Below are 26,098 nucleotides of genomic sequence, written 5' to 3' on the forward strand. Positions count from 1 at the left end.
GCAATAAATTTAAATATTAATAATTGACTATGAATTATTACTTGTATCATAGTCTAAGAATTTGCAAGTCAGTGTTTTATCCATACCGATAGTGCCTAAAGTGTAGTCACCATTTACTATTGTTCCATGGGAATCGCTTCCTCCTGTAATAACAAGTGAATACTTTTTAGCCATACTATAATATTTGCTTGATTCCATAGATGAATGGGCTGGGTGAAAAACCTCTATACCTTTTAATCCATATATTTTTAAATCTTTTATTATTTTCTCAATCATTATATTTTTATATATCTCTCCTGGATGAGCTAAGACAGCTACTCCATTAGCATCATTTATAAGTTTAAGTGCTTCTTTATAGTCAATCTTACACCTTTCTACAAAGGCAGGCCTGCCTTTTATAAGGTATCTTTGAAAAGCCTCCTTTGTATGAGCTGCATAACCTTTTTTAACAAGAAGCTTAGCTATATGAACTCTTCCTATTGAATCACCAAAACTCTCACTGCTAATTTCATCAAAAGAAATATTAACATCTATCTTATTTAAGTTTTCTATTATTTGTTTAGCTCTTTCCTGCCGACTATTTTTAATTTCATCTAAATTAATTTTTAGATTTCTATTATTTATGTCAATAAAGTAGGCCAAAATATGAATTTCAATATCTTTATACTGAGAACTTAACTCTAACCCTGAAACTAATGTTATTTTTTTGTCACTTGAAAACTTCTTCACAATATACTGGGAATCTATAGTGTCATGATCCGTTATAGAAATACATTTTATATCCTTTTGTATTGATAAATTAACTATCTCTTCTGGTGATAACCTACCATCAGAGTAGTTAGAGTGAATGTGCAAGTCTGCGTAAAGCATTTTATCACCCATCTTCTTAATTTATTCTTTAGCTTCTTGCCACTAATATTACTCCAACTATAATTAAAGCTACTCCCATAAATCTCATTAATGAGATGTTTTCCTTAAATAAAAAATATGAGAAAAACATAACAAGTATATAACCTATGCTAACCATAGGATATGCATAACTTAGCTCTACCTTACTTAAAACTTTTATCCATAATAGAAAGCTTACTCCATAGGATATAATCCCACACATTACAGGAGCATTTTTTAGTATTCCTATTAAACTTTCAATAAAATAAGAGGCTGCAAAATTTAATTGAAGACTTGACGCTCCGTATTTCACAAGAACTTGTCCTATAGCACCTAAAAAAACTGAAACTAAAATTAATACAATCATGTTCTTATCTCCTTATATTTCTTTACTGCAGTTGCTAAAAAACGATAGAAGCAATATATCATTATAAATATTTCTGGAAAAGCATACCTGCCTTGACCCTCAGTTATAAAATATATACCGGTAAACATATAAAACAATACTGTATTATATAAATCATACCTATTTATATAATCTCTTCTATTTGTAACTAATTCTTTTAAAATTATTATACTATAAATTAATATGTATATAATCCCTGGAATAAAAATTAAATTCCTTATATTATTAGTTATAGAAAATAACATAGCTTTCTTGTATTCACTAATTCCACTTCCATAGGTACTATATAGGAAATCATCTCCCCAAAAATAAGTATTAGTTAATCTCTTAAATCCAAGCTCTACAAATTCCTTCGGATGATTCTTAATCCATTTTTTTGCCTCAGTACCTAACATTTTATTTTTTTCAGTTGCATTTGCATTTTTATATTCCTCTGTGTTTACAACAGAGTTTTCAACATCTCCAGCAGCCATCCATCGACCAGATTTATTTTGAGAGTTGTTATTTATATATAAAACTATTCCCCCATTGTTTGATACATAAGTAAACTGTCCTACCAGTTTTGTATTTCTATAAATCCATGGTGAGATTACAATTGTGCAACTTATTAAAATAACCATTGAATTCTTAATTGCCTTTGTAAATCTCTTCTCTACGATAAAGTCAACTAGGAATACTGCGAAAGCAAATGCAATAAAAAATGGTTTCACCATTGTATTTAAACCTGTTAGAACACCAATTAATATATACTTGTGTTTAATTTTACTAAAATAAAGGTTAGTTATAAGCAGTAGTATAGTTGTAAATATTATTTCAGTAGCTAGTATACTATTGTAGAATATATTGCTTGGCATAAATACAAATAAAGCAAACAAAATTTTTCTTTCTACTTCTTTTATATCCATCTTTTCTAGTATAGATAAAAAGCAAAGGTAATTTACAGCAGTTAGTATTAAATTAAAAGTTTTTGCTTTTAATACACTTGCTCCAAATATCTTAAATATGCTACCTAGAATTATAGAATATCCTACTGATGTATAGGTATCTCCCCAAGGCAAGCCCTCTGATATATTCTTTGCAAGAGTATAATAATATTGAAAATCTGAAAAGGGTTTTGCATTTACAAAAATCACCCATAGTATAGAAGCTACCATCCCTAGTAAAAAAGTTATTCTATAGTATCTATCCTGCCTCAAGCTTTCTATTCTCATAAATATATAATCCTTTCTACATTTACAGCTTTAAGTAGATTATAACTAAAACTGATATTATCCACAGCAGTATATTAATTAAAAAAGGAAAGTCCTTTCCAAATACTGCTTCTGGTTTTCCCCCTACATTGTCTTTGTCCACTAAATATTCATATCTAAAAATTCCATATAGAACAAAAGGTATTGTAAATATCATTGTCTTGCTCTGAACAGAACTAAAAGTATATAGACAGTACGCCATAAGTATAGAGGGCGTTACTATTGTAAGCATTTTATCGATCATATGCACAGAATATTCTTCTAATATTTTTCTATGAGAAGCACTCTTATCCTTTAGAGTTATAATCTCACTTTTTCTTTTATTTAAAGCTAGAAATAATGAAAGAAGTATAGTACAGAGCAATAACCAAGGTGATACGGAAACTCCTGTAGCAAAACTTCCACTCTCCACCCTCAATACAAAACCTAAAGTTATTATCATTACATCTATTATTACTATTTCCTTTAACTTAAAGGAGTAAAATATATTTATGACTATGTAAGATATTAATATCATACCAACTTTCATATTCAGCATAGAAGAAGAAAAAAACACTACACCTGATACTAAAAGTATGCCTAATACTATAGCCGTACTTTTAGATACACGTCCACTTGGAAGTGGTCGTCTTTTCTTATCAGGATGACATCTATCCTTTTCTATATCAACAATATCATTTAATACGTATATTGAAGAAGATGCAAAACAAAATAAAATAAAAGTCAAGATATTTGCACTTAATATATTTATGTTAAAAAAGTTACCTGAAAAAACTGCAGCAGCGAAAACAAAAAAGTTCTTAATCCACTGTTTTGGTCTCATTAGTTCAATTATTGCCTTAATGTCCATTGACTTCCTCCCAAATGTTTATGTTACAAATTAACTGCTTAATTTATTTAATTATATATTAACTCATACCTTTTTACATTTTAACACAGCACGAAATATAGTCAATATCAATTATAACATAAAGGGTAAAATAGGATACCGATTCATAATTAAAGGGACTTGATTTAAATTCAAGTCCCTTTAGAAATTATTTTCAAATATAACTCTAACTATATTTACAGTATAAAATTTTAATTCCCTAAGAATTAAAAATAAAAAAACTAAATCAAATTTATTTTAACAAAAAACTCCTAATAGAAAGTTTTTATCTTGGCTGAACTATTAACTTTATTGCAGTTCTCTCTTCCCCATCAATTTGTATATCAGTGAAAGCCGGAATGCAAACTAAATCGATTCCACTTGGTGCAACAAAGCCTCTTGCAATAGCTACAGCCTTAATAGCCTGGTTCAAAGCACCAGCACCTATAGCTTGTATCTCTGCCGCTCCCCTTTCTCTTAAAACTCCTGCTAAAGCTCCTGCCACTGAATTTGGACTTGATTTTGCTGAAACCTTTAATACTTCCATAATAAACCTCCTATATATTATATTGACTTAATTAGTTATTATTACTACTGTATATTATTCTACAAAAAATTAAAAATTCCTTTTAAATTTTGTAAAGCTTCTGCATTTTACAAAACTTAAAAGGAATACCTTTAACTTCAAAATAATTATTTATTATTTTGCATATTCTATTGCACGGGTTTCCCTAATTACATTTACCTTTATCTGACCAGGATACTCTAATTCGCTTTCAATTCTCTTAGATATGTTCCTTGCCATTTCTACTGCCCCTGCATCATCAACTTCTTCTGGTTTGATCATAATTCTAAGTTCTCTTCCCGCTTGAATGGCATATGACTTTTCTACGCCCTCACATGTATTTGCAATCTCCTCAAGTTTCTCTAATCGCTTAATATAAGCTTCTAGAGTCTCTCTTCTCGCTCCAGGTCTTGCAGCTGAAATTGCATCTGCTGCCTGAACAAGTACAGCTTCTAAAGATTGAAATTCCATATCGCCATGGTGAGCACCAATGGCATTTACTACTATGGATGATTCACGATATTTTTTTGCAACTTCTGAACCAATGATAGCATGAGGTCCTTCCATTTCATGATCTACAGCTTTACCTATGTCATGAAGTAATCCTGCTCTCTTTGCAATAGTTGGATCAATGCCAAGTTCTGAAGCCATGAGACCAGCTAAATAAGCAACTTCTATAGAATGTTTAAGTACATTCTGACCATAACTAGTTCTGTATTTTAGTCTTCCTAATAACTTAATTAATTCTGGATGAAGACCATGTACGCCAGTTTCAAAAGTTGCCTGCTCTCCTTCTTCCTTGATATCATTTTCAACTTCTTTTTTAGCCTTTTCTACCATTTCTTCAATTCTAGCTGGATGGATTCTTCCATCGATTATTAGCTTTTCCAATGCTATTCTAGCTACTTCTCTTCTTATTGGGTCAAATCCAGAAAGAATTACTGCTTCCGGTGTATCATCTATTATTAGATCTACACCAGTTAGGGTTTCAAGGGTTCTTATATTTCTACCTTCCCTACCGATTATTCTCCCTTTCATTTCATCATTAGGTAAAGAAACAACATGTACTGTAGTTTCAGCTACATGATCAGCTGCACATCTTTGGATGGCATAGGTTATAACTTCTCTTGCTCTTTTATCTGCCTCTTCCTTAGCTTTAGCCTCTACCTCTTTTATCATTATTGCAGTGTCGTGTTTTATTTCCTTATTGACTTCTTCCAATAAAATTTGCTTAGCTTCTTCAGCCGTTAAGCCTGACAACCTCTGAAGTTCTTCTCTTTGCTTTCCATACAATTCCTCTACACTTGCTTGCAATTCATCGATTGTTTGCTGTCTCCTATTCATGCTGTCTTCTTTCTTTTCAAGTGCATCACTCTTTTTATCCAGCAATTCTTCTCTTTGTATTAATCTTCTCTCTAATCTTTGAAGTTCATTTCTTCTATCTCTAGATTCTTTTTCCAAATCAGTTCTTAGTTTGTGAACTTCTTCTTTGGCCTCGATAATTGCCTCTTTCTTCTTAGATTCAGCCTCTCTCTCAGCCTCTTCTTTCAATCTATTAGACTCCTCAAGAGCCTGTGACTTTATAACATTTGCTTTATTTGTTGTTGCTCTAAACATAGCAAATAAAGCAACTGCTATTATTATACCAATAATAACCTCGTATATAATAGGTATCACATGAACACCTCCTTTGCTTTTATTTGTGTATCTATCTTTTTAATTAAATATGCAAGCATAGAAAAGGTGTCATATTTATTCAATTGGTAATTTAAAATTCGCGATAAACCAGAATTTGTCTTCATTTTATATTATATTTTAATTATTGTCAAGGTTATATGAACTTTATTCCCTATTTTATAATTATATTTTTCATTATTTTTGTAATTATTTCATATTATACAAATTATACTTTAAATTGGTACAACATATGCTAAATCTAAATAAAAAATCGCAAGCTCTTACAACCTGCGATTTTGATACTTTGGATTACTCTGCATCTGCACTTGCTTCTTCCTTTACCTCTTGAACGTTAACTGCTGTAGGTTTTAATACTGGTAATTCATGTTTTTCTCTTATTTTACTCTCTATTTCGTAAAGAACATTAGGATTTTCTCTTAAATATTGCTTAGCATTTTCTCTTCCCTGTCCAAGTCTAATGTCATTGTAAGAGAACCATGCGCCACTTTTTTGTACAAGTTCCTCTTTCACACCTACATCTAATACGTTTCCTTCTCTTGATATTCCCTGATTATACATTATATCAAATTCTGCCTGTTTAAAAGGTGGTGCAACCTTATTTTTTGTAACCTTAACCTTTGTTCTATTACCAATTATTTCATCACCTTGCTTAATTGAATCTATTCTTCTAATATCCATTCTTACTGATGCATAGAATTTTAAAGCTCTTCCTCCTGGAGTTGTTTCCGGATTACCAAACATAATTCCAACCTTTTCTCTTAACTGATTTATAAATATAGCTACACATTTAGATTTATTTATAGATCCAGTAAGCTTTCTTAAGGCCTGTGACATAAGTCTTGCCTGTAATCCTACATGTGCATCTCCCATTTCCCCTTCTATTTCTGCTCTAGGTACTAGCGCTGCTACTGAGTCTACAGTTATTACGTCTATAGCTCCAGATCTAACTAGTGCTTCTGCTATTTCCAAAGCCTGCTCTCCTGTATCCGGCTGAGACACAATTAAGTTATCTATGTCTACCCCAAGAGCTTTTGCATAAACAGGATCAAGTGCGTGTTCTGCATCAATGTAAGCTGCCACCCCTCCTGCTTTTTGAGCTTCAGCAACTATGTGAAGTGCAACGGTAGTTTTACCAGAGGATTCTGGTCCAAATATTTCTATTATTCTTCCTCTAGGAACTCCACCAATCCCTAAAGCTATATCTAGATCAAGACAACCTGTAGATATTGCATCTACATTAAGTCCACTTTGTTCTCCAAGTTTCATAACAGAGCCTTTACCAAACTGCTTCTCTATGTTTCCCATAGCAGCTTCTAAGGCCTTTAATTTATCCGCATTAATATTCCCCACAGGGATCACTTCCTTTCCTTTTTCGAACGCTTGTTCTAATATAATTATATACTATAATCTTTTCAAGGTCAACTGTATAAAAAATTTCCTTATTTGAAATTATATAATCTTTTGTAGCAATATAAAAATTAAAAAACAAAGTTCCTGAAATTCAGGAACTACTAAGCTGTTATTATAATTATAGACAAGTTTATAGAAACTAATCATCCTTATTAAATTAATCGCAAAAGTATTTTATGAGAATTAAGAACATGAAAAACATTCCTAATCCTCAATGCTAACTGTTTTACTCAATGACTACAAGCTATAATACTCTTATCACCCTTAAGATAGGAGTAAATAGCGTTTACGCCCCTACATAAGACTTCTAGCCCTCACTTGGAAGCTAGAAATCTTTTTATCTGTCTGACCTCATAACCTCTCGATTTTTTAAGAAATAATCTAAACCTGAAACTATAGTAATGATTACTGCTGCAGACATTGCTATAGCCGTAACTAAATTTAAAAATCTATGAGGATAGTTAATAAATTGTTTAATAATGCCAAAGGATACATTATTGTAACTCAAATTAATTAGTCCTAATATAATAGCTATTATCTGTGTTACTGTTTTAGCCTTTCCCCAAGGACTTGCTGCTATAACTATACCTTCTGCGGCAGCCACTGATCTCAATCCTGTTACCGCAAACTCCCTAGCAATAATTATCATTGCGGCCCAGCTTGGTATTATATGAAACTCCACTAAAGATATTAAAGCTGCTGTTACTAGAAGCTTATCTGCTAATGGATCCATAAATTTTCCAAACCTAGTTACCTGGTTTCTACTTCTTGCTATATACCCATCTAATGTATCTGTTACAGATGCTATTATAAATATAGCAATAGCAATAAGATTTCCATAGGGTATGTCTTTTACAGTAATAAAAATTAAAAATACTGGAACTAATATAATTCTTAGTATTGTGAGCTTATTCGCAAGATTCATCACATACAACTCCCATTAAATCATATTCAAAGCTTTTAGTTATTTTTATGTTTAAAATAGCTCCTTTCTCAACAGTATTATTGCCTTGGAAATAAACAAGACCATCTATTTCAGGTGCCATTTCAAAGTTTCTGCCATACCACAAGTCATCTCGTTTCCCCTCAACAAGTACCTTGTAAATTCTACCAACCTTATTTTCATTTATTTCTTTAGATATCTGCTGTTGAAGAATCATTAATTCTTTTTCTCTTTCTTTTTTAATGTTTTCTTCAACTTGATTTTCCATTACAGCTGCCGGTGTACCTTCTTCTTGAGAGTATGTGAACACACCTAGTTTATCAAGTTTTATTTCTTGAACAAATTCCTTTAACTCATTGAAGTTTTCTTCCGTTTCTCCCGGGAAGCCTACAATAATTGATGTTCTTATAACTATATCTTTTACTTTTTGTCTTAATTTATTTAAATTATTAACTATTTCTTCTTTTCTTCCTCTTCTACCCATAAGTTTTAAAATATCATTACTTATGTGTTGAATAGGAATATCTAAATAATGACATACCTTAGGATTGCTAGCAATTTCATCTATAAGCTCATCAGTTATTTCCTCTGGATAACAATATAGTATTCTTATCCATTCTATATTCTCAATTTTAGAAACTTCTCTTATTAATTCCGGTAGCATCTTCTTACCGTAAATATCAGTACCATATCTAGTAGTATCCTGAGCAACTAGTATAATTTCCCTTACCCCTTGGTCCGCTAAACTTCTTGCCTCTTCCATTATACTATCCATTTGCCTGCTTCTATATCTTCCTCTTATTTTAGGAATTATACAGTAAGTACAAAAATTGTCACAGCCTTCAGCAATTCTTAGATAAGCTGTTGCAGACTGAGTTGTCAATATTCTCTTTCCTTCATTTATACTAAGGTCACTATAGTTAAAACTATAAACTTTTTCTCCTTTACCCTGCACACATCTCTCAATACTTTCATTTAACTTACTATAGTCGTTAACTCCAAGCATTATATCTGCTTCAGGCAATAGTTCTGTAAGTTCCTTACCATATCTTTGAGTTAGACAGCCTGTTACCACAAGAAGCTTGCAATTATACTTCTTTTTATATTCTGCCATCTCAAGTATAGTATCTATTGACTCTTGCTTTGAGGATTCGATAAACCCACAGGTATTCACTATTATAACATCAGCTTCCCTAGGATCATTTACTATAACATTCTCTGCATTTATCTTACTTAAAATAATTTCTGAATCTATTCTGTTTTTATCGCAGCCCAAACTAATAAGTCCAATTTTTAATTTTTCCACTTTCTTTCCTCCTGTATATATGTAGTGTGATTTAAGTAAACTCATATTTTATTTTAAATCTACTTTTTATATTTTACAAGAAAAAATTTAAATCAAAGCTCTTCTCTTTTAATTAGTACCTGTCTCGGCTTACTTCCATCTTTACCAGATATTATTCCTCTTTCCTCCATTTGTTCTATTATTCTAGCTGCTCTATTATATCCAATTCTAAGCCTTCTTTGTAGTAAGGATGTGGATGCCTGTCCTGCATCTACAACTATTCTGGTGGCTTCCTCTAACAGATCATCATGGTCAGATTCCTCTTCGTTTGAACTTGTATCTATCTGCTCTATTATATGATCCTCGTAGCTTGGTTCTCCCTGTTTATCCTTGATAAAATTCACTACATTCTCAACTTCACCTTCTGTAATAAAAGCACCTTGAATTCTTATAGGCTTTGCCTCGCCTACTGGATAAAAAAGCATGTCTCCTTTACCCAGGAGCTTCTCCGCTCCAACAGTATCAAGTATGGTTCTTGAATCAATTTGACTTGAAACTGCAAAGGATATTCTCGATGGAATATTTGCTTTTATAACTCCCGTTATAACATCTACAGAAGGTCTCTGAGTAGCAATAACTAAATGCATTCCCGCAGCCCTAGCCATCTGGGCTAAGCGTCCTATATAGTCTTCAACATCATTAGGACATACCATCATTAAGTCTGCAAGCTCATCAATTATTATTACTACAAAAGGAAGCTTACTTTCTACTTTACCCTTTCCTATCAGATCATTATAACCTTCAATATTTCGCACTCCGTTATCTGCAAAAAGCTTATACCTTCTGGTCATTTCCTGTACAGCCCAATTTAAAGCTCCTGCAGCCTTTTTAGGTTCAGTAACTACTGGTATCAATAGATGGGGTATTCCATTATAAACACTTAGTTCAACTACCTTTGGGTCTATCATTAGAAGTTTAACATTATCCGGCGAATACTTATAAAGTAAACTTACTATAAGGGTGTTAATACATACACTTTTTCCTGAACCTGTAGCACCTGCGATAAGCATATGGGGCATTTTAGAAAGATCAGATACTACACAGTTTCCACCTATATCCTTTCCAAGGCAGTAGGCAAGATTTTTGCTTGAACTTGTAAATTCCTCTGATTCTATAACTTCCCTTAAATACACGGCAGTTAAATCTCTATTTGGCACCTCTATTCCTATGGCGGACTTTCCTGGTATTGGAGCTTCTATTCTAACACCTGAAGCAGCAAGACCTAGAGCTATATCGTCAGCTAGGTTTACAATTTTACTTACTTTTACCCCAGGGCTTGGCTGCAGTTCGAATCTAGTAACAGAAGGCCCCTTACTTACCTGTATAACCTTGGCTTCTACCCCAAAACTGCTTAGGGTTTCTTCTAGCTTATTAGCATTATTAATTAATTCCTTTTTATCTTCTCTATTTAACTTAGATTGAATATTAGGTTTTAACAAATCTACTGGTGGATAGTTATATTGGGTGTTTAATAAAGTTTTGTTGTCTGTCATTTGTTTCGTCAGCACTTCATTTATGGAATTGTCCTCTATTTTATCAGATGCGCATTCCACTTCTATCTTTTGCTGACGTACAACTTTATTAAGGCCATCATCTGTATTTGCACTTGGTTGATTTTCTTCCTCTTTTTTATCTGCTGATTTCATGAAATCTAATATCTTAATTCTATTATTAATATTTTTGATAAAGCTTTCTTTTTCACAGTTACCCTTTTTAGGCCTGTCCTTAATATCATTTTTATCGTTAATTATAGTATCTTCTTCTTCAATTGTCCTTTCCATTAATGACTGTTTAATTCCATGTAAAATATCATATATAGTGACTTTGCTCATTAGTATAAAGGAAATTATGTAGAAAGATATAAAAATCACATAAGACCCTACTGTTCCAAAAAGTTTAAATATCGGTACATCGATTAAAAAACTTATAATTCCTCCATGCAGCATAGTATCTGCTTCATATAACTTCTTTACACCTAAAGTAACATCCTCATTTATATAATAGTTAGGCATTATTACCATTTGAATAAATAAAAGAGTATTTACTAAAAATAGAATAATACCATAGAACTTTTTGCTAAAGTTTATTTTATTCTTTTTTACTATAAGGCAAAACCCTAGAAAAATTATTAATGCAGGAAATACAAAAGCTCCTAGTCCCATAACAGCTACTAAGATTTTTTTTATTATCTTCCCTATAATTCCCGAAGGACTTGATGAGAAAACACTGATAATCATTAGTATTCCTGTGGTAATCAATAAGATTCCTTTAATATCACTATTTAGTTCATAGGTTTCAGACTTTCTAGCCATCTATAATCTCACCTCCGAAAATAAACTAAATTAATAGTTGTAAATTTGATCCGTACTAGGTCTAAAATTTGCAATGATACTATAATTTATTTCTACATAGCGGGCCTATTTCCTTTTAAGTTTATTTATAAATACAAATTACCATAGGAAAGATCCTATGGTCCTTTTGCTTTTTATCTGTTTTTTATGAGCTCATCTAATTTTTTAAGAGCATCACTTATTCCTCCAACCTCATCAATTAATCCTTCATCTACCGCTTGTTTTCCAATTAAGATAGTGCCCATGTCATTTAAAAGCTCATCAGTCTGGAGCATTAGCTGTCTTAACCTATCCTTTTCTATTTTTGAAGTCCTAACTACAAACTCATTTATTCTTTCCTGCATTTTATTGAAGTATTCAAAGGTTTGAGGAACTCCTATAACAAGACCAGTCATTCTTATAGGATGAACAATCATAGTCGCTGTAGGTGATATAAAGGAATAATCTGCTGAAGTAGCTAAAGGCACTCCAATAGAATGACCTCCTCCAATAACTAAAGATACTGTAGGTTTACTTAAACTTCTTATCATTTCAGATATAGCGAGTCCTGCTTCTACATCCCCTCCTACAGTGTTTAGTACTGAAAGGACTCCTTCAACATTCGGGTCATTTTCTATAGCTATTAAGTGAGGTATAATATGTTCATATTTGGTAGTCTTTGTTTGAGGTGGTAAAACTCCATGGCCTTCGATCTGACCAATTATAGGTAGTATTTGAATTCTATCTCTACCCTTTGGAAGGTTAGGTATACCTAACTCCTTTATATTCTGGAGTTCTTTATTTCCTTTTAAGTCCACACTTTCTTTGCCTTCTTTATTTTCTTTTTCTTCAGACATATAGTAATCCCCTCCTTGCATAGTTTTATTTTGTGCATTAAAGGGGATTATATACATAAGTTATAATGCTGAATATACTTTTTGGCTAGATGTACTATCTATGATATGGTAGAATAATCTACATTAACCTTCGCATCCACCTAACTTAAAGTCTCTATGAAGAGAATTTATTGCCCTCTCTGCATTTTTACTTTCTACAAGACACCAAATAGTAGTATGAGAGTCTGCAGTTTGAAGGACATCAATTCTCTCTCTTGCTAGTATTTTCAATATTTTAGCCATTACACCTGGAATTCCTCTCATTCCAGCTCCAATCAATGAAATTTTTGTGCACTCTTCTACATAGGAATATTGTAGTCCCAAATTTTTCATTATAATCTTTAGATTATCTAAATCTTTTTCATCTATAGTAAATATCTTTTGCTTAGTAAATACGTTTATTAAATCTAAGCTTATTGATTTATTAGCTAATTCATCAAATAGTACCCAATAGTTATCGTTGTCAGTGTTTTTACTGCATTCAACGGTAACTTGTACTCTCTTATCCATAGAAGTTATTCCATCTATAACGTTATTTGAACTTTGAATAGCTTTATTGCTTATTATAGTTCCTTTACAGTCACTCATAGTGTTTTTAATAGCTAAGGGAATATTCCCTTTCATTGCTATTTCTACTGCTCGTGGATGGATTACTTTCGCTCCCTGATCTGCAAATTGAAAAACTTCATTATAACTTATTTCTTCAATTAAAGATGCATCAGATACTATCCTTGGATCTGCAGTCATAATGCCATCTACATCTGTATAAATCTGAACTTCTTCTGCCTGTAATGCCACGCCTAGAAGAGCAGCGGTAGTATCACTGCCACCTCTTCCGATAGTAGTAATAAAACCTTTCTCACTTACTCCTTGAAATCCTGCTACAACAGGTATTTTTCCTTCTTTAAGTATATTTAGTAATTTCTCTGATTCAACTCTTAATATAGCTGCATTATTATAGCTATCATCTGTTATTATACCTGCTTGTCCTCCTGTTAAAGGCACTGCCTGAAGATTGTTCTTAGCTAATTCGTCGCTCACTACCACTGTGCTTATAATTTCACCGCATCCCATAAGCAAGTCTACACCTAAAGAATTCTTCTTTTTAAACTCATCACTTATTAAGGAGAGAAGTGTATCTGTTGCATAGGGTTGCCCTTTTCTTCCCATAGCAGATACCACTACTACAGGACAAAATCCTTCTTCTATTCCCTTTAGTATTTTATTAACTACTAGTGCCCTTCTTTCATGGGTGGATACAGAAGTTCCTCCAAACTTTTGTATTAAGATTTTCATCATTTACCCTCCATCAAATTCTTTAGTATCAGTATATTAAAAAGAACCCTAATGTGTTAACGAGATCTCTTTAACATTTTTTCCTCTGCATCAAATATTATAGTCTTGGATCCAATCTTTTTCACGTATTCCCAAGGCACTTCGATAAATTCATTTTTTGCAAAGAATCCAAACTTTGATTTACTATCGTTTAAAATTAAGAGTTTTAAATTCCCATCTTCATCAATTACTATATCGTTATTACCTAAGCAGTTGAATTTATCTCCGTCATTTACATTTATTATTTCATACTTTTCCATTTCACTATATAATTTGATATTTTCATTCATTAATTATACCTCCTTAATATTATCTATCCGTTCACTTACATATTATGAATAATATTAAGGAGTTATTACTGCATCCTATATAGATTTATTTTTTATGTTTTCAAAAGCCACTTTTTCCTTTTCAAGTATATTATCTACAATAGCCATATCCACACTTTCTCCAACAAAGGCTGAATTTATTATACCATGACAAAAGGTTTTCTGCATAACATCATCTAATTTAGTTCTATCTATTTTATTTATTTTTTCCATCAAATCTTCTGGTGTATTTATTCTGTTTAGGAACAATACAGATTTTCCATTGCTAAACATTCTGCTGCTAGTACTCTCTAACCCCAGAAAATAGCTTCCCTTTAATTGCTCTTTTGATTTAATCAACTTTTCATCACTTATGCTATTTTTCACAAATTTATTAATTTCATCTTTTATCATACTTATAGCATCCACTGCATATTTAGGATTAAGACTTGTATAAACGCTTACTACTCCTGTATTTACGAAGGCTGAAATATAGGAGTAAATGGAGTAGCACAAACCTTTTTCTTCCCTTATTTTTTGAAAAAGTATAGAAGATGCTCCTCCTCCAAGTACGTTGCTTAAAAGCAACAATGTATATATGTCTTCATTTCCTGTTTCTATTCCTGTCATTGCCAAGCTTATATGAAGCTGTTCTATACTCTTTTTCTTGAATAAGTTGTTACTTAGAAGTTTAGGTTTTGAATATTCTGTCACTCTTTTATCAGTACTGTTCCAGTTTCCAAAATACTTTTCTACCAGTTTTTCGATACTTCCCATATCAAATTTTCCTGATATGGATATAACAGAATTCTCAGGTATATAGTAAGAATTTATATAGTCTAAAATTTGCTCTCTAGTAAAAGATTTCACCGTTTTTTCTGTTCCTAATATAGGCAGAGATATTGAGGCTTCTCCCCATATAGCAGTACTATGAAGGTCAGAAAGTACATCCTCCGGTGAATCTTCACTCATATTTATCTCTTCAGTAATTACACTTTTTTCTTTTTCTATATCTTCCTCTAAAAACTTGCTATTAAAAAGCATATCTGAAATTACATCTAGGGCAAGATCCAAGTGAGAATCTAAAGCCCTAATATAGAAACAAGTTGCCTCTTTACCTGTAAAGGCATTTATCTGTCCACCTACGTCTTCAATGCATTCAGCTATCTGAAGAGCTGATCTATTTTTTGTACCCTTAAAAAACATATGTTCTATAAAATGAGATATTCCGTTGTTATTTTTATCCTCATTTCTTGATCCATTTTTCACCCATAATCCTACACTTACCGAATTCACATATTCTATATTCTCAACAACCACTCTTAACCCATTATTTAATTTAAATAAGTTATACATTAGAGCCTCCTCAGAAATTTATTTTTTATCTGTATATACTTTCTACTGTTTATTAAGTTCTCAAAAGCATGGTATTTTCTATGTTTTCTATAAGTATACACTATTGTAAGCTATAATATACAAAAATAAAAAGGCACTATAATGCCCTTCTATTTTTACTGTTCTGTTGTCTCTTTTTCTTCTGAGTCTTTTATAGCATCTTTTCTAGAAAGATTAACTCTACCTTGGTTATCTATTTCTGTTACCTTAACTAGTATTTCATCTCCAACGGAAACGATATCTTCAACTTTATTTACTCTTGCAAAATCAAGTTTTGATATATGCACTAGACCTTCTTTACCTGGAAGTATCTCAACAAAAGCTCCAAAGGTAGTTATCTTTGTAACTTTTCCTAAGTATATTTCTCCCACTTTAACTTCTCTAGTTAAATCATCAATAATTTTTAAAGCTCTCTTAGCACATACACTGTCATCAGACATTACAAATATCTTTCCATCTTCTTTTATATCGATTTTAACTCCAGTTTCGGCTATTATCTTATTAATCACCTTTCCACCTGGTCCGATTACATCTCTAATCTTATCTGGATCAATACTCATCGTGTAAGTTTTTGGTGCATATTTTGATAATTCCTCTCTTGGCTGAGAAATACATTCATTCATTTTCTGTAATATGTGTAATCTAGCTTTTTTTGCACCTTCTAGTGACTTTTTAATACAGTCATTAGATAATCCTTTTATTTTTGTGTCAAATTGAATAGCTGTAATTCCAACCTCTGTTCCAGCAACTTTAAAGTCCATATCGCCAAAGAAGTCTTCTATGCCTTGTATATCTGTTATTACTTCTTCTTTAGATAAATCTTCACTTGTAATAAGTCCCATAGCGATTCCTGCTGCTGGTCTTTTAATTGGAACTCCCGCATCTAGAAGAGCTAACGTACTAGCACATACACTTGCCTGTGAAGTTGAACCATTTGAACTTAATACTTCTGATACAAGTCTTATAGTATATGGGAATTCTTCCTCATTTGGTATCAATGGCTCTAAAGCTTTTTCAGCTAAGGCACCATGACCAATTTCTCTTCTTCCTGGTCCTCTTAAAGGTCTTACTTCTCCTACACTGTAAGATGGGAAGTTATAGTGATGCATATATCTTTTAAATTCTTCTGAGCCTAAACCATCTAAAATTTGAACATCTCCTAGAGCTCCCAAAGTTGCCACAGTCATTACCTGAGTTAAACCTCTTGTGAATAAACCAGTACCATGTGTTCTTGGAAGAAGAGCAACATCACAACTAATAGGTCTTACTTCCTCAAAGCCTCTGCCATCTGGTCTTCTATGTTCATTTAAAAGCATATTCCTAACTATTTCTTTTTGGATTGAATATATGATATCCGCTATGTCAGCACCACTTTCTGGGTATTTCTCACTAAATTCTCCACTAACTTTTTCCTTTACGGAATCCATAGCTTCATTTCTTTGGTCTTTATCTGTTATGTACATAGCTTCTTTTATCATATTAAATGCAAAGTCTCTAACATCTTTTTCTATAGCTTCATCTACTTTATATAGTTCTACTATTGACTTTTCTTTTCCTAACTTTGTCATAACTTCTTCTTGAAATGCTACAATTTTTTTACATTCCTCAAAACCAAACATAATACCTTCATACATTACATCTTCAGGTATTTCATCTCCACCAGCTTCTACCATCATAACTCTTTCTTTAGTTGCACATACAGTTAGATTTAAAGTACTCTTTTCTCTCTGCTCTAAGGTTGGATTTATAATAAATTCTTCGTCTATTAATCCAACTGATACAGCTGCTACTGGATTATTAAAAGGTATACTAGAAAGGCATAAAGCTATTGATGCTCCATTTATAGCTAATATATCTGGTGCATTATCTTGTTCTACTGACACTACAGTACAAACTACTTGAACGTCATTTCTATATCCTTTAGGGAATAATGGTCTTATCGGTCTGTCAATTGCTCTTGCATGTAAGATAGCTTTTTCTGAAGGTTTTCCCTCCCTTTTTATAAATCCACCTGGTATCTTACCTACAGCATATAATCTTTCCTCATACTCTATGCTTAAAGGGAAAAAATCTACCCCTTCCCTTGGCTTATCTGAAGCATTTGCATTAACAAGAATCACTGTATCACCGTAACTTACAAGTACAGCAGAATTTGAAAGCATACCAACCTTACCATGCTCAACCTTCAAAGTCCTTCCGGCAACAGTAGTTTCCATAACTTGACTCATAAATTAACCTCCTTTCACAGGTTACAATATTATTATCAATATTTATCAATATTATTATACAACTTAAATAGATAATTTTTAATATTTTTATGTATTATACATTATAAAAATTGTATTTTTATTCCATTTATTTTTTTTAAAATAATAGAGCGGTTTTTAGCCGCTCTAAAATTATTTTCTTAAGTTTAATTGTTGAATAATCGCACGATATCTTTCAATATCTTGAGCCATAAGATAGTTTAAAAGACCTCTTCTTTTACCAACCATCATTAAAAGACCTCTTCTTGAGTGGTGGTCTTTTTTATGAACCTTTAAGTGATCATTTAAGTGATTGATTCTTTGAGTAAGTAGTGCTATTTGCACTTCTGGAGATCCAGTATCTCCCTCATGTCTTGCATATTTTTGCATTATTTCGTTTTTAACTGCCTTTTCCATTAATAGACACCTCCAATTGTTAAATCCCCTATATCCCAAGAAATCCGTCGGCATGTCGGAATTCTTAGCATAAGGATCACGAATGTAATTATAACAAATAAAAATTAAATTGTAAATTAATTTTTAAAACTAATTTCTAACTTTTGTTTAGCTGCATAAAGCTTATCCTTTTTTAGCTGTTCCACTAATTCATTTAGCGAATTAAACTTTTTCTCTTCTCTCATTCTTTCTAAAAAATACACCTTAATTTTTTCACCATAGATATTTTCATTGAAGTCTAATATATGAGTTTCAATACTAAGTTTATTATCTTCTGTTGTTGGATTGTATCCTACATCTGTTATTCCTTTAAACATTCTTTTTTTATATTCAACTACAGTATAATAAACTCCTCCTCTTGGAAGAAGAAATTTCTTATCATAGTCAAGATTTACAGTAGGAAATCCTAAAGTTCTACCAAGCTGTTTTCCCTTTACAACTGCGCCTTCTATCATAAAAGGCCTTGTAAGAAGTTTATTAGCTTTTTTGATATCTCCTTCATCAGAAATGATGTTTCTTATAAATGAGCTACTTACTATATTCCCCTTAGACTTTACAGGATCTATTACTTGAACAGTAAAGCCAAGATTCTTACTCATTTTCTTCAATAGTTCCACATCACCTTGATTTTTATATCCAAATCTATAGTTAAATCCAACGATTATTCCTTTGGCTTTGTAACTGCTTACCAAGTTAATTACAAAATCTTCTGGAGTCATTTTCATAAAGTCTTTATTAAAGTCTACCATGTTAATTATATCCACACCTAGACTTTTTAATACATTTATCTTAGAATTATTATCCATAATAAGTTTAGGTGCTAATTCTGTGTTTATTGTCATTAGCGGATGATTTTTAAAGGTAAAAATCATACTTTTTGCGTTATTCTTTTTAGCCAACTTGATAGTCTTATTGATAAGACTCATATGTCCTATATGAAGTCCGTCGAAACTTCCTAAAGCGATATAGGTATCTTCTTCAAAACGTTGTTTAAAGCTATCTTCAATTATGACCATATTCAACTACCTCTGAACTAATAATTTTTCCATTTTAAATCCAAAGTCACTCTTTTTTCCAATTCCAATAAACTCATTTTCTTCTATATATACTCTGTATAACTTATCCTTCTCTATTTTATCCAGCATATTAGGATCTTTTATGGTAACACCATTAAATATTAGTTTTTCATATCTCTCATCTACAATAATCTTAGGATAACTTTCTAAAGCTTTATCCATAGAAATTAAATACCCCTGAATGTTATCATTACTCAATTCTTCAAGTTCTACAGAATCAGAAATACTAAAATCCCCTGTTTGAACCCTTTGAAGATTCCACATAGTTCCCCCGCAATTTAACTTTTCTCCAATATCATAACAAAGACTTCTTATGTATGTACCTTTAGAGCATTTAACTAGAAAGTTTATATTGGGTAAATTCATTTCAAGTATTTCTATATCATATATACTAATTTTTCTAGGTTTTCTCTCTATCTCTATACCTTTTCTTGCCAAGGAATATAGTCTTTCACCATTTACCTTTAAAGCAGAATACATGGGAGGAATCTGATCTATTTCTCCTTGAAAACTTTTGATACAGTCTTCTACTTCTTCAATAGGCAAATTAACCTCTTTAGTTTTAAGAATTTGTCCTTCTCTGTCATAGGTATCAGTAGTAATACCAAGCTTTAACTCTACCTTGTAAATCTTATAATCATTCATTATATAGTCTACAAGTTTAGTTGCACGTCCTATACAGATTGGTAGAACTCCAGATGCCTCTGGGTCAAGGGTACCGGTATGCCCTACTTTTTTGGTCTTAGCTATATTTTTTACTTTCCTTACAACATCAAAGGATGACATCCCCGTAGGCTTATTAATATTCAATATTCCATCCATATTCATCAACACTTCTTCCAAAATTTTATATAGTAGCCTAGCCTCACATTGTTAACCTTTATATTAAAGATTAACTATATGAGGCTATTAAATAATTTTGCTAGGTATAGGCTAAATTGATAAAAGCCCACTCTATTACTGTAATGCTTCTTCTAATTCCTTAATTATTAAGGTTTTAGCTTCTTCTACAGTTTTATTTTCCATAGCTAAACCAGAAGCTCTTACGTGTCCACCACCGTCGAATTTTTCCGCTATCTTTCTTACATCTACTATAGATTTTGCTCTCAAGCTTATCTTAACACCATTATCTTTTTCCTTTATAAGAGCAGTGGTTTCTACCGAGTCTATCTGCATTCCAATATTTATAATATCAGAAGTGTCAGTATCTTCATCTACTCCGAGTTCAGAAAGCATTTCTTTTGTAATTATAAGAATACATATTTTATCATTTACTAATTGCAGCTTTTCGATTGCCTTACCATAGAGTTTGATTCTCTCAATTTTTTTGTTATCAAATACTCTTCTATGAATTTCACTGAAGTCAATTCCTACATTAATTAAATCACCAGCTATAGTATGAGTAACTGAAGTTGTTCCTGAATACTTAAAGGACCCTGTATCTGTAATTAGGGATGTATAGAGACACTTAGCCATATCTTTATCTATTTCGATTCCCATAATGCGAAGCATTTGATAGACAATTTCTGCCATGGCAGACGCATTGGTATCAACATAGTTTAAATCTCCATATAACTCATTGGTCATATGATGATCAATATTTATCAGCGTATACTCTCTGTCATCTAAGTTTAACTCTGCATTTATTCTTTTCCTATCTCCACAATCCAAGACTATGACACATTCGGTGTCCACTGATACTTTAGTGTTTTTGCCATCTATTAGTTCAGAGCAAGGTAAGAATTTGAAGCTTTCAGGGATTTCCTCCTTAGAAAGTATATAAACTTCTTTACCTTTTTTGCGAAGTCCCTGCAGCAAAGCTAAAGAAGTTCCTAGTGAATCTCCATCTGGTGATGTATGGAAAGTAATAGCAATTCTATTACTTTCCTTTATTTTTTTTAGAATATCATTCATTATCATGATGCTCTTTCTCCTTTATCTGATGTAAAAGGGCATCTATGTGCATACCTTGCTCTATGCTATTATCCAGCTCAACCAGTATTTCCGGCGTATATCTTAAATTCACTCTGTGACCAATTTCTCTTCTTATGAAACCAGAAGAGCTTCTTAGTGCATCTAAAGTGTTTTTCTTAGATTCATCATTTCCAAAAAGACTAACATATACTTTAGCATATCTAAGATCTTTTGTTACGTCTACTCTTGTAACACTGATCATAGCACTAATTCTAGGATCTTTTATATCATCACGAATTATATTGCTTATTTCTTTTCTTATTTCTTCATTTATTCTATTATTTCTATATTTAGCCATAAATTCTCACCCCACGTTCGCATAAGCTGTGCTATATATATTTATCCTATAGTTCTTTTTTCTTTATTTCTTCCATAGTATAAGCCTCTACTATGTCGCCTTCTTTTATATCATTAAATTTCTCAATTGAAAGTCCACACTCATAACCTGCTGCAACTTCCTTTGCATCATCCTTAAATCTCTTTAGAGAGGATAACTGAGATTCGAATATTACTATACCATCTCTTATTACTCTCACACTGCTGTTTCTTGTAAGCTTTCCATCTAATATATAACATCCTGCTATAGTACCTACATTAGATATTTTATATGTCTGTCTTATCTCAGCTTTTCCAAGAACTACTTCCTTGTATTCAGGTTCTAGCATTCCCACCATTGCAGCTTTAATATCATCAATTGCATTATATATAATTCTATAAGTCTTTATATCTACAGCTTCTTTTTCTGCTGCTGAAACAGCATTACCATCAGGTCTAACATTGAAGCCTATAACTACAGCATTTGATGCAGCAGCAAGAGTAACATCTGTTTCTGTTATAGCACCAACTGCTCCATGTATAACTCTAACCTTAACTTCATCGTTAGATAACTTTTGAAGTGATTGTTTTAAAGCCTCTATAGAACCTTGAACATCTGCTTTAACAATTATGTTTAACTCTTTTACTTTTCCTTCTTTTATTTGGCTATATAAGTCTTCTAATGAAACCTTATGTGTTGATTGTAAGTATTCTTCTCTTACCTTATCTTTTCTCTTTTCTGCCATTTCTCTTGCAGTCTTTTCATCCTTAACTTCATGGAATCTATCACCTGCTGCCGGTACTTCTGAAAGTCCAAGTATCTCAACTGGTATAGAAGGTCCAGCTGATTTTATCTTCTTTCCTTTATCATCAAACATTGCTCTGATTCTTCCATAAGTTGTTCCTACTATTATAGAATCTCCTACATGCAGTGTACCATTTTGAACAAGTAGTGTAGCTACAGGTCCTCTTCCTTTATCTAACTTAGACTCTACTACTGTTCCTCTTGAGTTTCTGTTAGGATTAGCTTGTAACTCTTGCATTTCTGCTGTTAAAAGAACCATTTCAAGTAAAGTATCTATTCCTTCTTTAGTATGTGCAGATACTGGTACAGTTATAGTATCTCCACCCCAATCTTCTGCTATTAATCCATACTCAGTTAATTCTTGCTTAACTTTATCTGGATTTGCTCCTGCTCTATCAATTTTGTTTATAGCAACTATCATTGGAACATTAGCTGCTTTACAGTGATTTATAGCTTCTGCAGTTTGAGGCATTATTCCGTCATCTGCAGCAACAACTAGAATAACTATATCTGTAATCTGAGCACCTCTTGCTCTCATAGCAGTAAAGGCTTCGTGTCCTGGTGTATCTAGGAAAGTAATTGTCTCTCCATTGATATTTACAGTATAAGCACCAATATGCTGAGTGATTCCACCAGCTTCTGTTTCAGTAACCTTTGCTTTTCTTATAGCGTCTAGCAATGAAGTTTTACCGTGGTCAACGTGACCCATAACAGTTATTACTGGAGGTCTCTTTTGTAAATTAGTGTCTTCTATTTCATCGTCTTCTAGTTCTTCGTCTGTATCAACTTCTGCTTCTTTTTTAACTACTAGTGCCTCAAACTTTTCTGCTAACTTTTCAGCAGTTTCAAAGTCTATTTCTTGGTTTATAGCAGCCATTACGCCCATAAATATTAGCTGTTTTATAACCTCTGTAGAGGACTTTCCTAACTTTTCAGACAATTCTTTTACTGTAATTGTTTCGTCCATTTCTATTATTTTTTCTTCAACATTGTTATCATTTGTTTCTCTCACACCATCACCATCATCATTCCTATTATTTTTGCCTTTATTTTTCTTACGGCTCTTTTTAGAAGCATCTACTACTAAATGCTCATATTTTTCTTTTATGTCTTCGCTTGATGTTTCTTTCTCTTCCTTGCTATCCTTTGCTTTTTCTGAAAAAAGTTCTTTTATCAATTCAGCATCTTCTTCTTCAATTACGCTCATGTGATTCTTCACTTCAATGCTAAACTCCTCTTGCAAAATAGCAATTAAGTCCTTACTTGATATTTCTAGTTCCTTAGCTAGTTCATAAACTCTTATTTTTGACAAATCATTCACCCCCGAAACTAAAGTTCTTCTTTTTCCTTCCATAAATGGAGTAGCCGTTCACTCATTTTCTTATCTGAAACACCTAAAATTTTTATTTCTGGCAATCCTAGTGCACCACCTAGTTCTTCTTTACTGTATCCGCGTAAAATAGGTACTTTATATCTATCACCGTATAATAAAAATTTATCCACTGTATTTTCTGAAGCATCTGATGACATAACTATAAGATGAATGTTATTCCTTTTTATGGCATCCTCACATTTATTATAACCTTCTTGGAGCTTTCCTGCACGCTTAGTTAAACCTAGAAACTGAAGAAACTTATCTATCATCTTGAATTTCTTCCTTTAATCTATTATAAATTTCATCACTTATGCTCACTTCTAAGTTTCTTTGAAGTCTTTTTGCTTTAAAGGCTTTTTCTAAGCATTCAAGGTTTCTACATATATAGGCCCCTCTACCATTTTTCTTTCCTGTTAGGTCTACAGAAAGCTCTCCCTCTTTAGTTCTTACTACTCTTATGAGTTCTTTTTTAGGTTTCATTTCCATGCACCCTGTGCACATTCTCTGTGGTACTTTTTTCACTTTCATATTAAACACCACCCCATCTAAAGTTAGATGTTTTCATCATCTTCTAACATTAGATCAATATCATTATCTTCTAATATTAGATCAACATCATTTTCTAACTTAGGTTCTTCTGATATTTTTCCTTCTTTTTCAGCCTGTGACTTACTCTTAATATCAATTTTCCAACCAGTTAATTTTGCAGCTAATCTTACGTTTTGACCTTCCTTACCTATTGCTAGGGAAAGCTGGTTATCGTCTACTATAACCTGAGCAAACTTATTGTTTTCATCTAAAGTTACGTCTAACACCTTCGCTGGGCTTAATGCGTTAGCAATATAGTCCTCTGGTAACTTGCTCCACTTAATAATGTCTATCTTTTCATTTTTAAGTTCATTCACAATATTCTGTACTCTTACCCCTTTAGGACCTACACAAGCTCCCATTGGATCTACATTTTCATCATTAGAAGCTACAGCTATTTTAGTTCTAGACCCTGCTTCTCTAGCCACAGATTTAATTTCAACTGTACCATCAAATATTTCTGGCACCTCAAGCTCAAATAATCTCTTAATAAGCCCTGGATGAGTTCTAGAAATTACAATTTGTGCACCTTTGGTACCATTTTTAACTTCTACAATATATAACTTTATTTTATCGTTGAAAATATATCTCTCTCCTGGCATTTGTTCATTAGGACCAAGTACTGCTTCAGTTTTTCCTAAGTCTACTAATACATTGTTTTTATCTTTTCTTATAATAGTTCCTGTAATTATATCATCTTCTTTTTCAGCAAAATCACTGTATATAATTCTTCTTTCTTCTTCTTTTATTCTTTGAATTACTACCTGTTTTGCTGCCTGTGCTGCAACTCTACCGAACTTTTTAGGAGTTACCTCTATACTTACTATATCCTCTATGTCATAATTCGGATCTATATCTTTTGCTTCTTCAAGGCTTATTTCATTTACTTCATCAAAAACTTCTTCTACTACCTTCTTTTGAGAGTAAACATGAATTTCACCATTCTCTCTATTCATTGTAACCTTAACATTTTGGTTATTTCCACCATGATTTGCATAGTTTTTCTTATAGGCAGCAACTAAAGCATCTTCTATAGTAGTAAATAGTAGGTCCTCGCTGATACCTTTTTCCTTAACTATTTCTTTTAAGGCTTCTATAAATTCCTGATTCATTTCCTAATATACCCTCCCTTAAAGTTCGCCTTTCAAACTCACCCTTGAGACTTTATGTCTTGGAATAGAAATTTCTTCTTCCTCACTTTTAATTCTCAATTCTTCAGAGCTAAAGCCTAACAATTGTCCTTCAAACTTTTTCTTACCATTTAGAATGCCAGATAACTTTACTAAAATATTAGATCCAATATATCTTTCTAAATGTTTATCTGTGTAAAGTATTCTTTCTATTCCTGGTGAAGAAACTTCTAAATAATAACCTTCACTTATAGGATCTTCAACGTCAAGCATATCGCTTACAGCTCTACTTACCTTCTCACAATCCTCTAGTGATATACCACCATTTTCTTTATCAATGTATATTCTAAAATAGTTTTCATTTCCTTCTCTTACAAACTCTAGATGATATAATTCATAATTTAATTCTGTTACTATAGGTCCTACTAAATCTATAAGTTTATCAATTAAAGCATCTTTACTCATCACTATTACCTCCTTATCTATATATGTATAT

General features: G+C 32.2%; 25 protein-coding genes. All 25 read right to left on the reverse strand.

Features of this window, described 5'->3' with window-relative positions:
- Positions 1 to 27: 27 nt before the first annotated feature.
- Positions 28 to 870 (reverse strand): PHP domain-containing protein, encoded by an 843-nt coding sequence (locus P8V03_RS07515; protein WP_318797695.1) that lies wholly within the window; start codon positions 868 to 870, stop codon positions 28 to 30.
- A gap of 28 nt (positions 871 to 898) precedes the next feature.
- Positions 899 to 1,255, reverse strand: a complete 357-nt coding sequence (locus P8V03_RS07520; RefSeq protein ID WP_318797697.1) for an SMR family transporter — start codon at positions 1,253 to 1,255, stop codon at positions 899 to 901.
- A complete protein-coding gene (locus P8V03_RS07525) occupies positions 1,252 to 2,505 on the reverse strand; it encodes a hypothetical protein (RefSeq protein ID WP_318797699.1) in 1,254 nt (417 codons plus the stop codon). Before P8V03_RS07525 ends, P8V03_RS07520 begins: the two co-directional genes overlap by 4 nt.
- Before the next feature lie 22 nt (positions 2,506 to 2,527).
- Positions 2,528 to 3,394: a decaprenyl-phosphate phosphoribosyltransferase gene (locus P8V03_RS07530; protein WP_261671508.1), complete on the reverse strand. Its 867-nt coding sequence runs from the start codon at positions 3,392 to 3,394 to the stop codon at positions 2,528 to 2,530.
- A 304-nt stretch (positions 3,395 to 3,698) separates the two neighbouring features.
- Positions 3,699 to 3,959 carry a stage V sporulation protein SpoVS gene (gene spoVS / locus P8V03_RS07535; protein WP_261671510.1) on the reverse strand — a complete coding sequence of 87 codons (261 nt, stop codon included), beginning with the start codon at positions 3,957 to 3,959 and terminating at the stop codon, positions 3,699 to 3,701.
- A 153-nt stretch (positions 3,960 to 4,112) separates the two neighbouring features.
- Positions 4,113 to 5,654 (reverse strand): ribonuclease Y, encoded by a 1,542-nt coding sequence (gene rny, locus P8V03_RS07540; protein ID WP_261671511.1) that lies wholly within the window; start codon positions 5,652 to 5,654, stop codon positions 4,113 to 4,115.
- Positions 5,655 to 5,963: 309 nt separating this feature from the next.
- Positions 5,964 to 7,025, reverse strand: coding sequence for a recombinase RecA (gene recA, locus P8V03_RS07545; protein ID WP_261671512.1), 1,062 nt, complete (start codon positions 7,023 to 7,025; stop codon positions 5,964 to 5,966).
- 397 nt (positions 7,026 to 7,422) lie between these two features.
- Entirely contained in the window at positions 7,423 to 8,010 is a 588-nt protein-coding gene (pgsA, locus tag P8V03_RS07550) for a CDP-diacylglycerol--glycerol-3-phosphate 3-phosphatidyltransferase (protein ID WP_261671513.1), read from the reverse strand.
- Positions 7,994 to 9,334 (reverse strand): 30S ribosomal protein S12 methylthiotransferase RimO, encoded by a 1,341-nt coding sequence (gene rimO, locus P8V03_RS07555; protein ID WP_318797703.1) that lies wholly within the window; start codon positions 9,332 to 9,334, stop codon positions 7,994 to 7,996. The genes pgsA and rimO overlap by 17 nt, the downstream gene beginning before the upstream one ends.
- A 92-nt stretch (positions 9,335 to 9,426) precedes the next feature.
- The gene (locus tag P8V03_RS07560; protein ID WP_318797705.1) at positions 9,427 to 11,685 is read right to left on the reverse strand and encodes a DNA translocase FtsK; all 2,259 of its coding nucleotides are present in this window, start codon (positions 11,683 to 11,685) and stop codon (positions 9,427 to 9,429) included.
- 173 nt (positions 11,686 to 11,858) lie between these two features.
- Positions 11,859 to 12,560: a ClpP family protease gene (locus tag P8V03_RS07565; protein ID WP_315903164.1), complete on the reverse strand. Its 702-nt coding sequence runs from the start codon at positions 12,558 to 12,560 to the stop codon at positions 11,859 to 11,861.
- 123 nt (positions 12,561 to 12,683) lie between these two features.
- On the reverse strand, positions 12,684 to 13,895 hold the full coding sequence (dapG, locus tag P8V03_RS07570; protein ID WP_261671516.1) for an aspartate kinase: 1,212 nt from the start codon (positions 13,893 to 13,895) through the stop codon (positions 12,684 to 12,686).
- 56 nt (positions 13,896 to 13,951) lie between these two features.
- Positions 13,952 to 14,224, reverse strand: a complete 273-nt coding sequence (locus tag P8V03_RS07575; RefSeq protein ID WP_261671517.1) for a YlmC/YmxH family sporulation protein — start codon at positions 14,222 to 14,224, stop codon at positions 13,952 to 13,954.
- Between the two features lie 75 nt (positions 14,225 to 14,299).
- Positions 14,300 to 15,598, reverse strand: a complete 1,299-nt coding sequence (locus P8V03_RS07580) for a M16 family metallopeptidase (protein WP_318797709.1) — start codon at positions 15,596 to 15,598, stop codon at positions 14,300 to 14,302.
- Positions 15,599 to 15,753: 155 nt separating this feature from the next.
- Entirely contained in the window at positions 15,754 to 17,865 is a 2,112-nt protein-coding gene (locus P8V03_RS07585; protein WP_318797711.1) for a polyribonucleotide nucleotidyltransferase, read from the reverse strand.
- Between the two features lie 171 nt (positions 17,866 to 18,036).
- On the reverse strand, positions 18,037 to 18,300 hold the full coding sequence (rpsO, locus tag P8V03_RS07590) for a 30S ribosomal protein S15 (protein ID WP_261671521.1): 264 nt from the start codon (positions 18,298 to 18,300) through the stop codon (positions 18,037 to 18,039).
- A gap of 116 nt (positions 18,301 to 18,416) precedes the next feature.
- Positions 18,417 to 19,355: a bifunctional riboflavin kinase/FAD synthetase gene (locus P8V03_RS07595; RefSeq protein WP_261671522.1), complete on the reverse strand. Its 939-nt coding sequence runs from the start codon at positions 19,353 to 19,355 to the stop codon at positions 18,417 to 18,419.
- A 6-nt stretch (positions 19,356 to 19,361) separates the two neighbouring features.
- Positions 19,362 to 20,237, reverse strand: coding sequence for a tRNA pseudouridine(55) synthase TruB (truB, locus tag P8V03_RS07600; RefSeq protein ID WP_318797847.1), 876 nt, complete (start codon positions 20,235 to 20,237; stop codon positions 19,362 to 19,364).
- Between the two features lie 135 nt (positions 20,238 to 20,372).
- Positions 20,373 to 21,335 carry a DHH family phosphoesterase gene (locus P8V03_RS07605; protein WP_318797714.1) on the reverse strand — a complete coding sequence of 321 codons (963 nt, stop codon included), beginning with the start codon at positions 21,333 to 21,335 and terminating at the stop codon, positions 20,373 to 20,375.
- The gene (rbfA, locus tag P8V03_RS07610) at positions 21,322 to 21,687 is read right to left on the reverse strand and encodes a 30S ribosome-binding factor RbfA (RefSeq protein ID WP_261671524.1); all 366 of its coding nucleotides are present in this window, start codon (positions 21,685 to 21,687) and stop codon (positions 21,322 to 21,324) included. The genes P8V03_RS07605 and rbfA overlap by 14 nt, the downstream gene beginning before the upstream one ends.
- Before the next feature lie 46 nt (positions 21,688 to 21,733).
- Positions 21,734 to 23,821 (reverse strand): translation initiation factor IF-2, encoded by a 2,088-nt coding sequence (infB, locus tag P8V03_RS07615; RefSeq protein WP_318797716.1) that lies wholly within the window; start codon positions 23,819 to 23,821, stop codon positions 21,734 to 21,736.
- A 17-nt stretch (positions 23,822 to 23,838) separates the two neighbouring features.
- Positions 23,839 to 24,153, reverse strand: a complete 315-nt coding sequence (locus P8V03_RS07620) for a ribosomal L7Ae/L30e/S12e/Gadd45 family protein (protein WP_261671526.1) — start codon at positions 24,151 to 24,153, stop codon at positions 23,839 to 23,841.
- Complete coding sequence (gene rnpM / locus P8V03_RS07625; protein WP_261671527.1) at positions 24,143 to 24,412, reverse strand: RNase P modulator RnpM; 270 nt, start codon at positions 24,410 to 24,412, stop codon at positions 24,143 to 24,145. The genes P8V03_RS07620 and rnpM overlap by 11 nt, the downstream gene beginning before the upstream one ends.
- A 23-nt stretch (positions 24,413 to 24,435) precedes the next feature.
- A complete protein-coding gene (gene nusA / locus P8V03_RS07630) occupies positions 24,436 to 25,584 on the reverse strand; it encodes a transcription termination factor NusA (protein WP_261671528.1) in 1,149 nt (382 codons plus the stop codon).
- An 18-nt stretch (positions 25,585 to 25,602) separates the two neighbouring features.
- The gene (gene rimP, locus P8V03_RS07635) at positions 25,603 to 26,067 is read right to left on the reverse strand and encodes a ribosome maturation factor RimP (RefSeq protein WP_261671529.1); all 465 of its coding nucleotides are present in this window, start codon (positions 26,065 to 26,067) and stop codon (positions 25,603 to 25,605) included.
- Between the last annotated feature and the right edge of the window lie 31 nt (positions 26,068 to 26,098).

Source organism: Clostridium tanneri (assembly GCF_033659955.1).
Classification (GTDB): domain Bacteria; phylum Bacillota; class Clostridia; order Clostridiales; family Clostridiaceae; genus Clostridium_AM; species Clostridium_AM tanneri.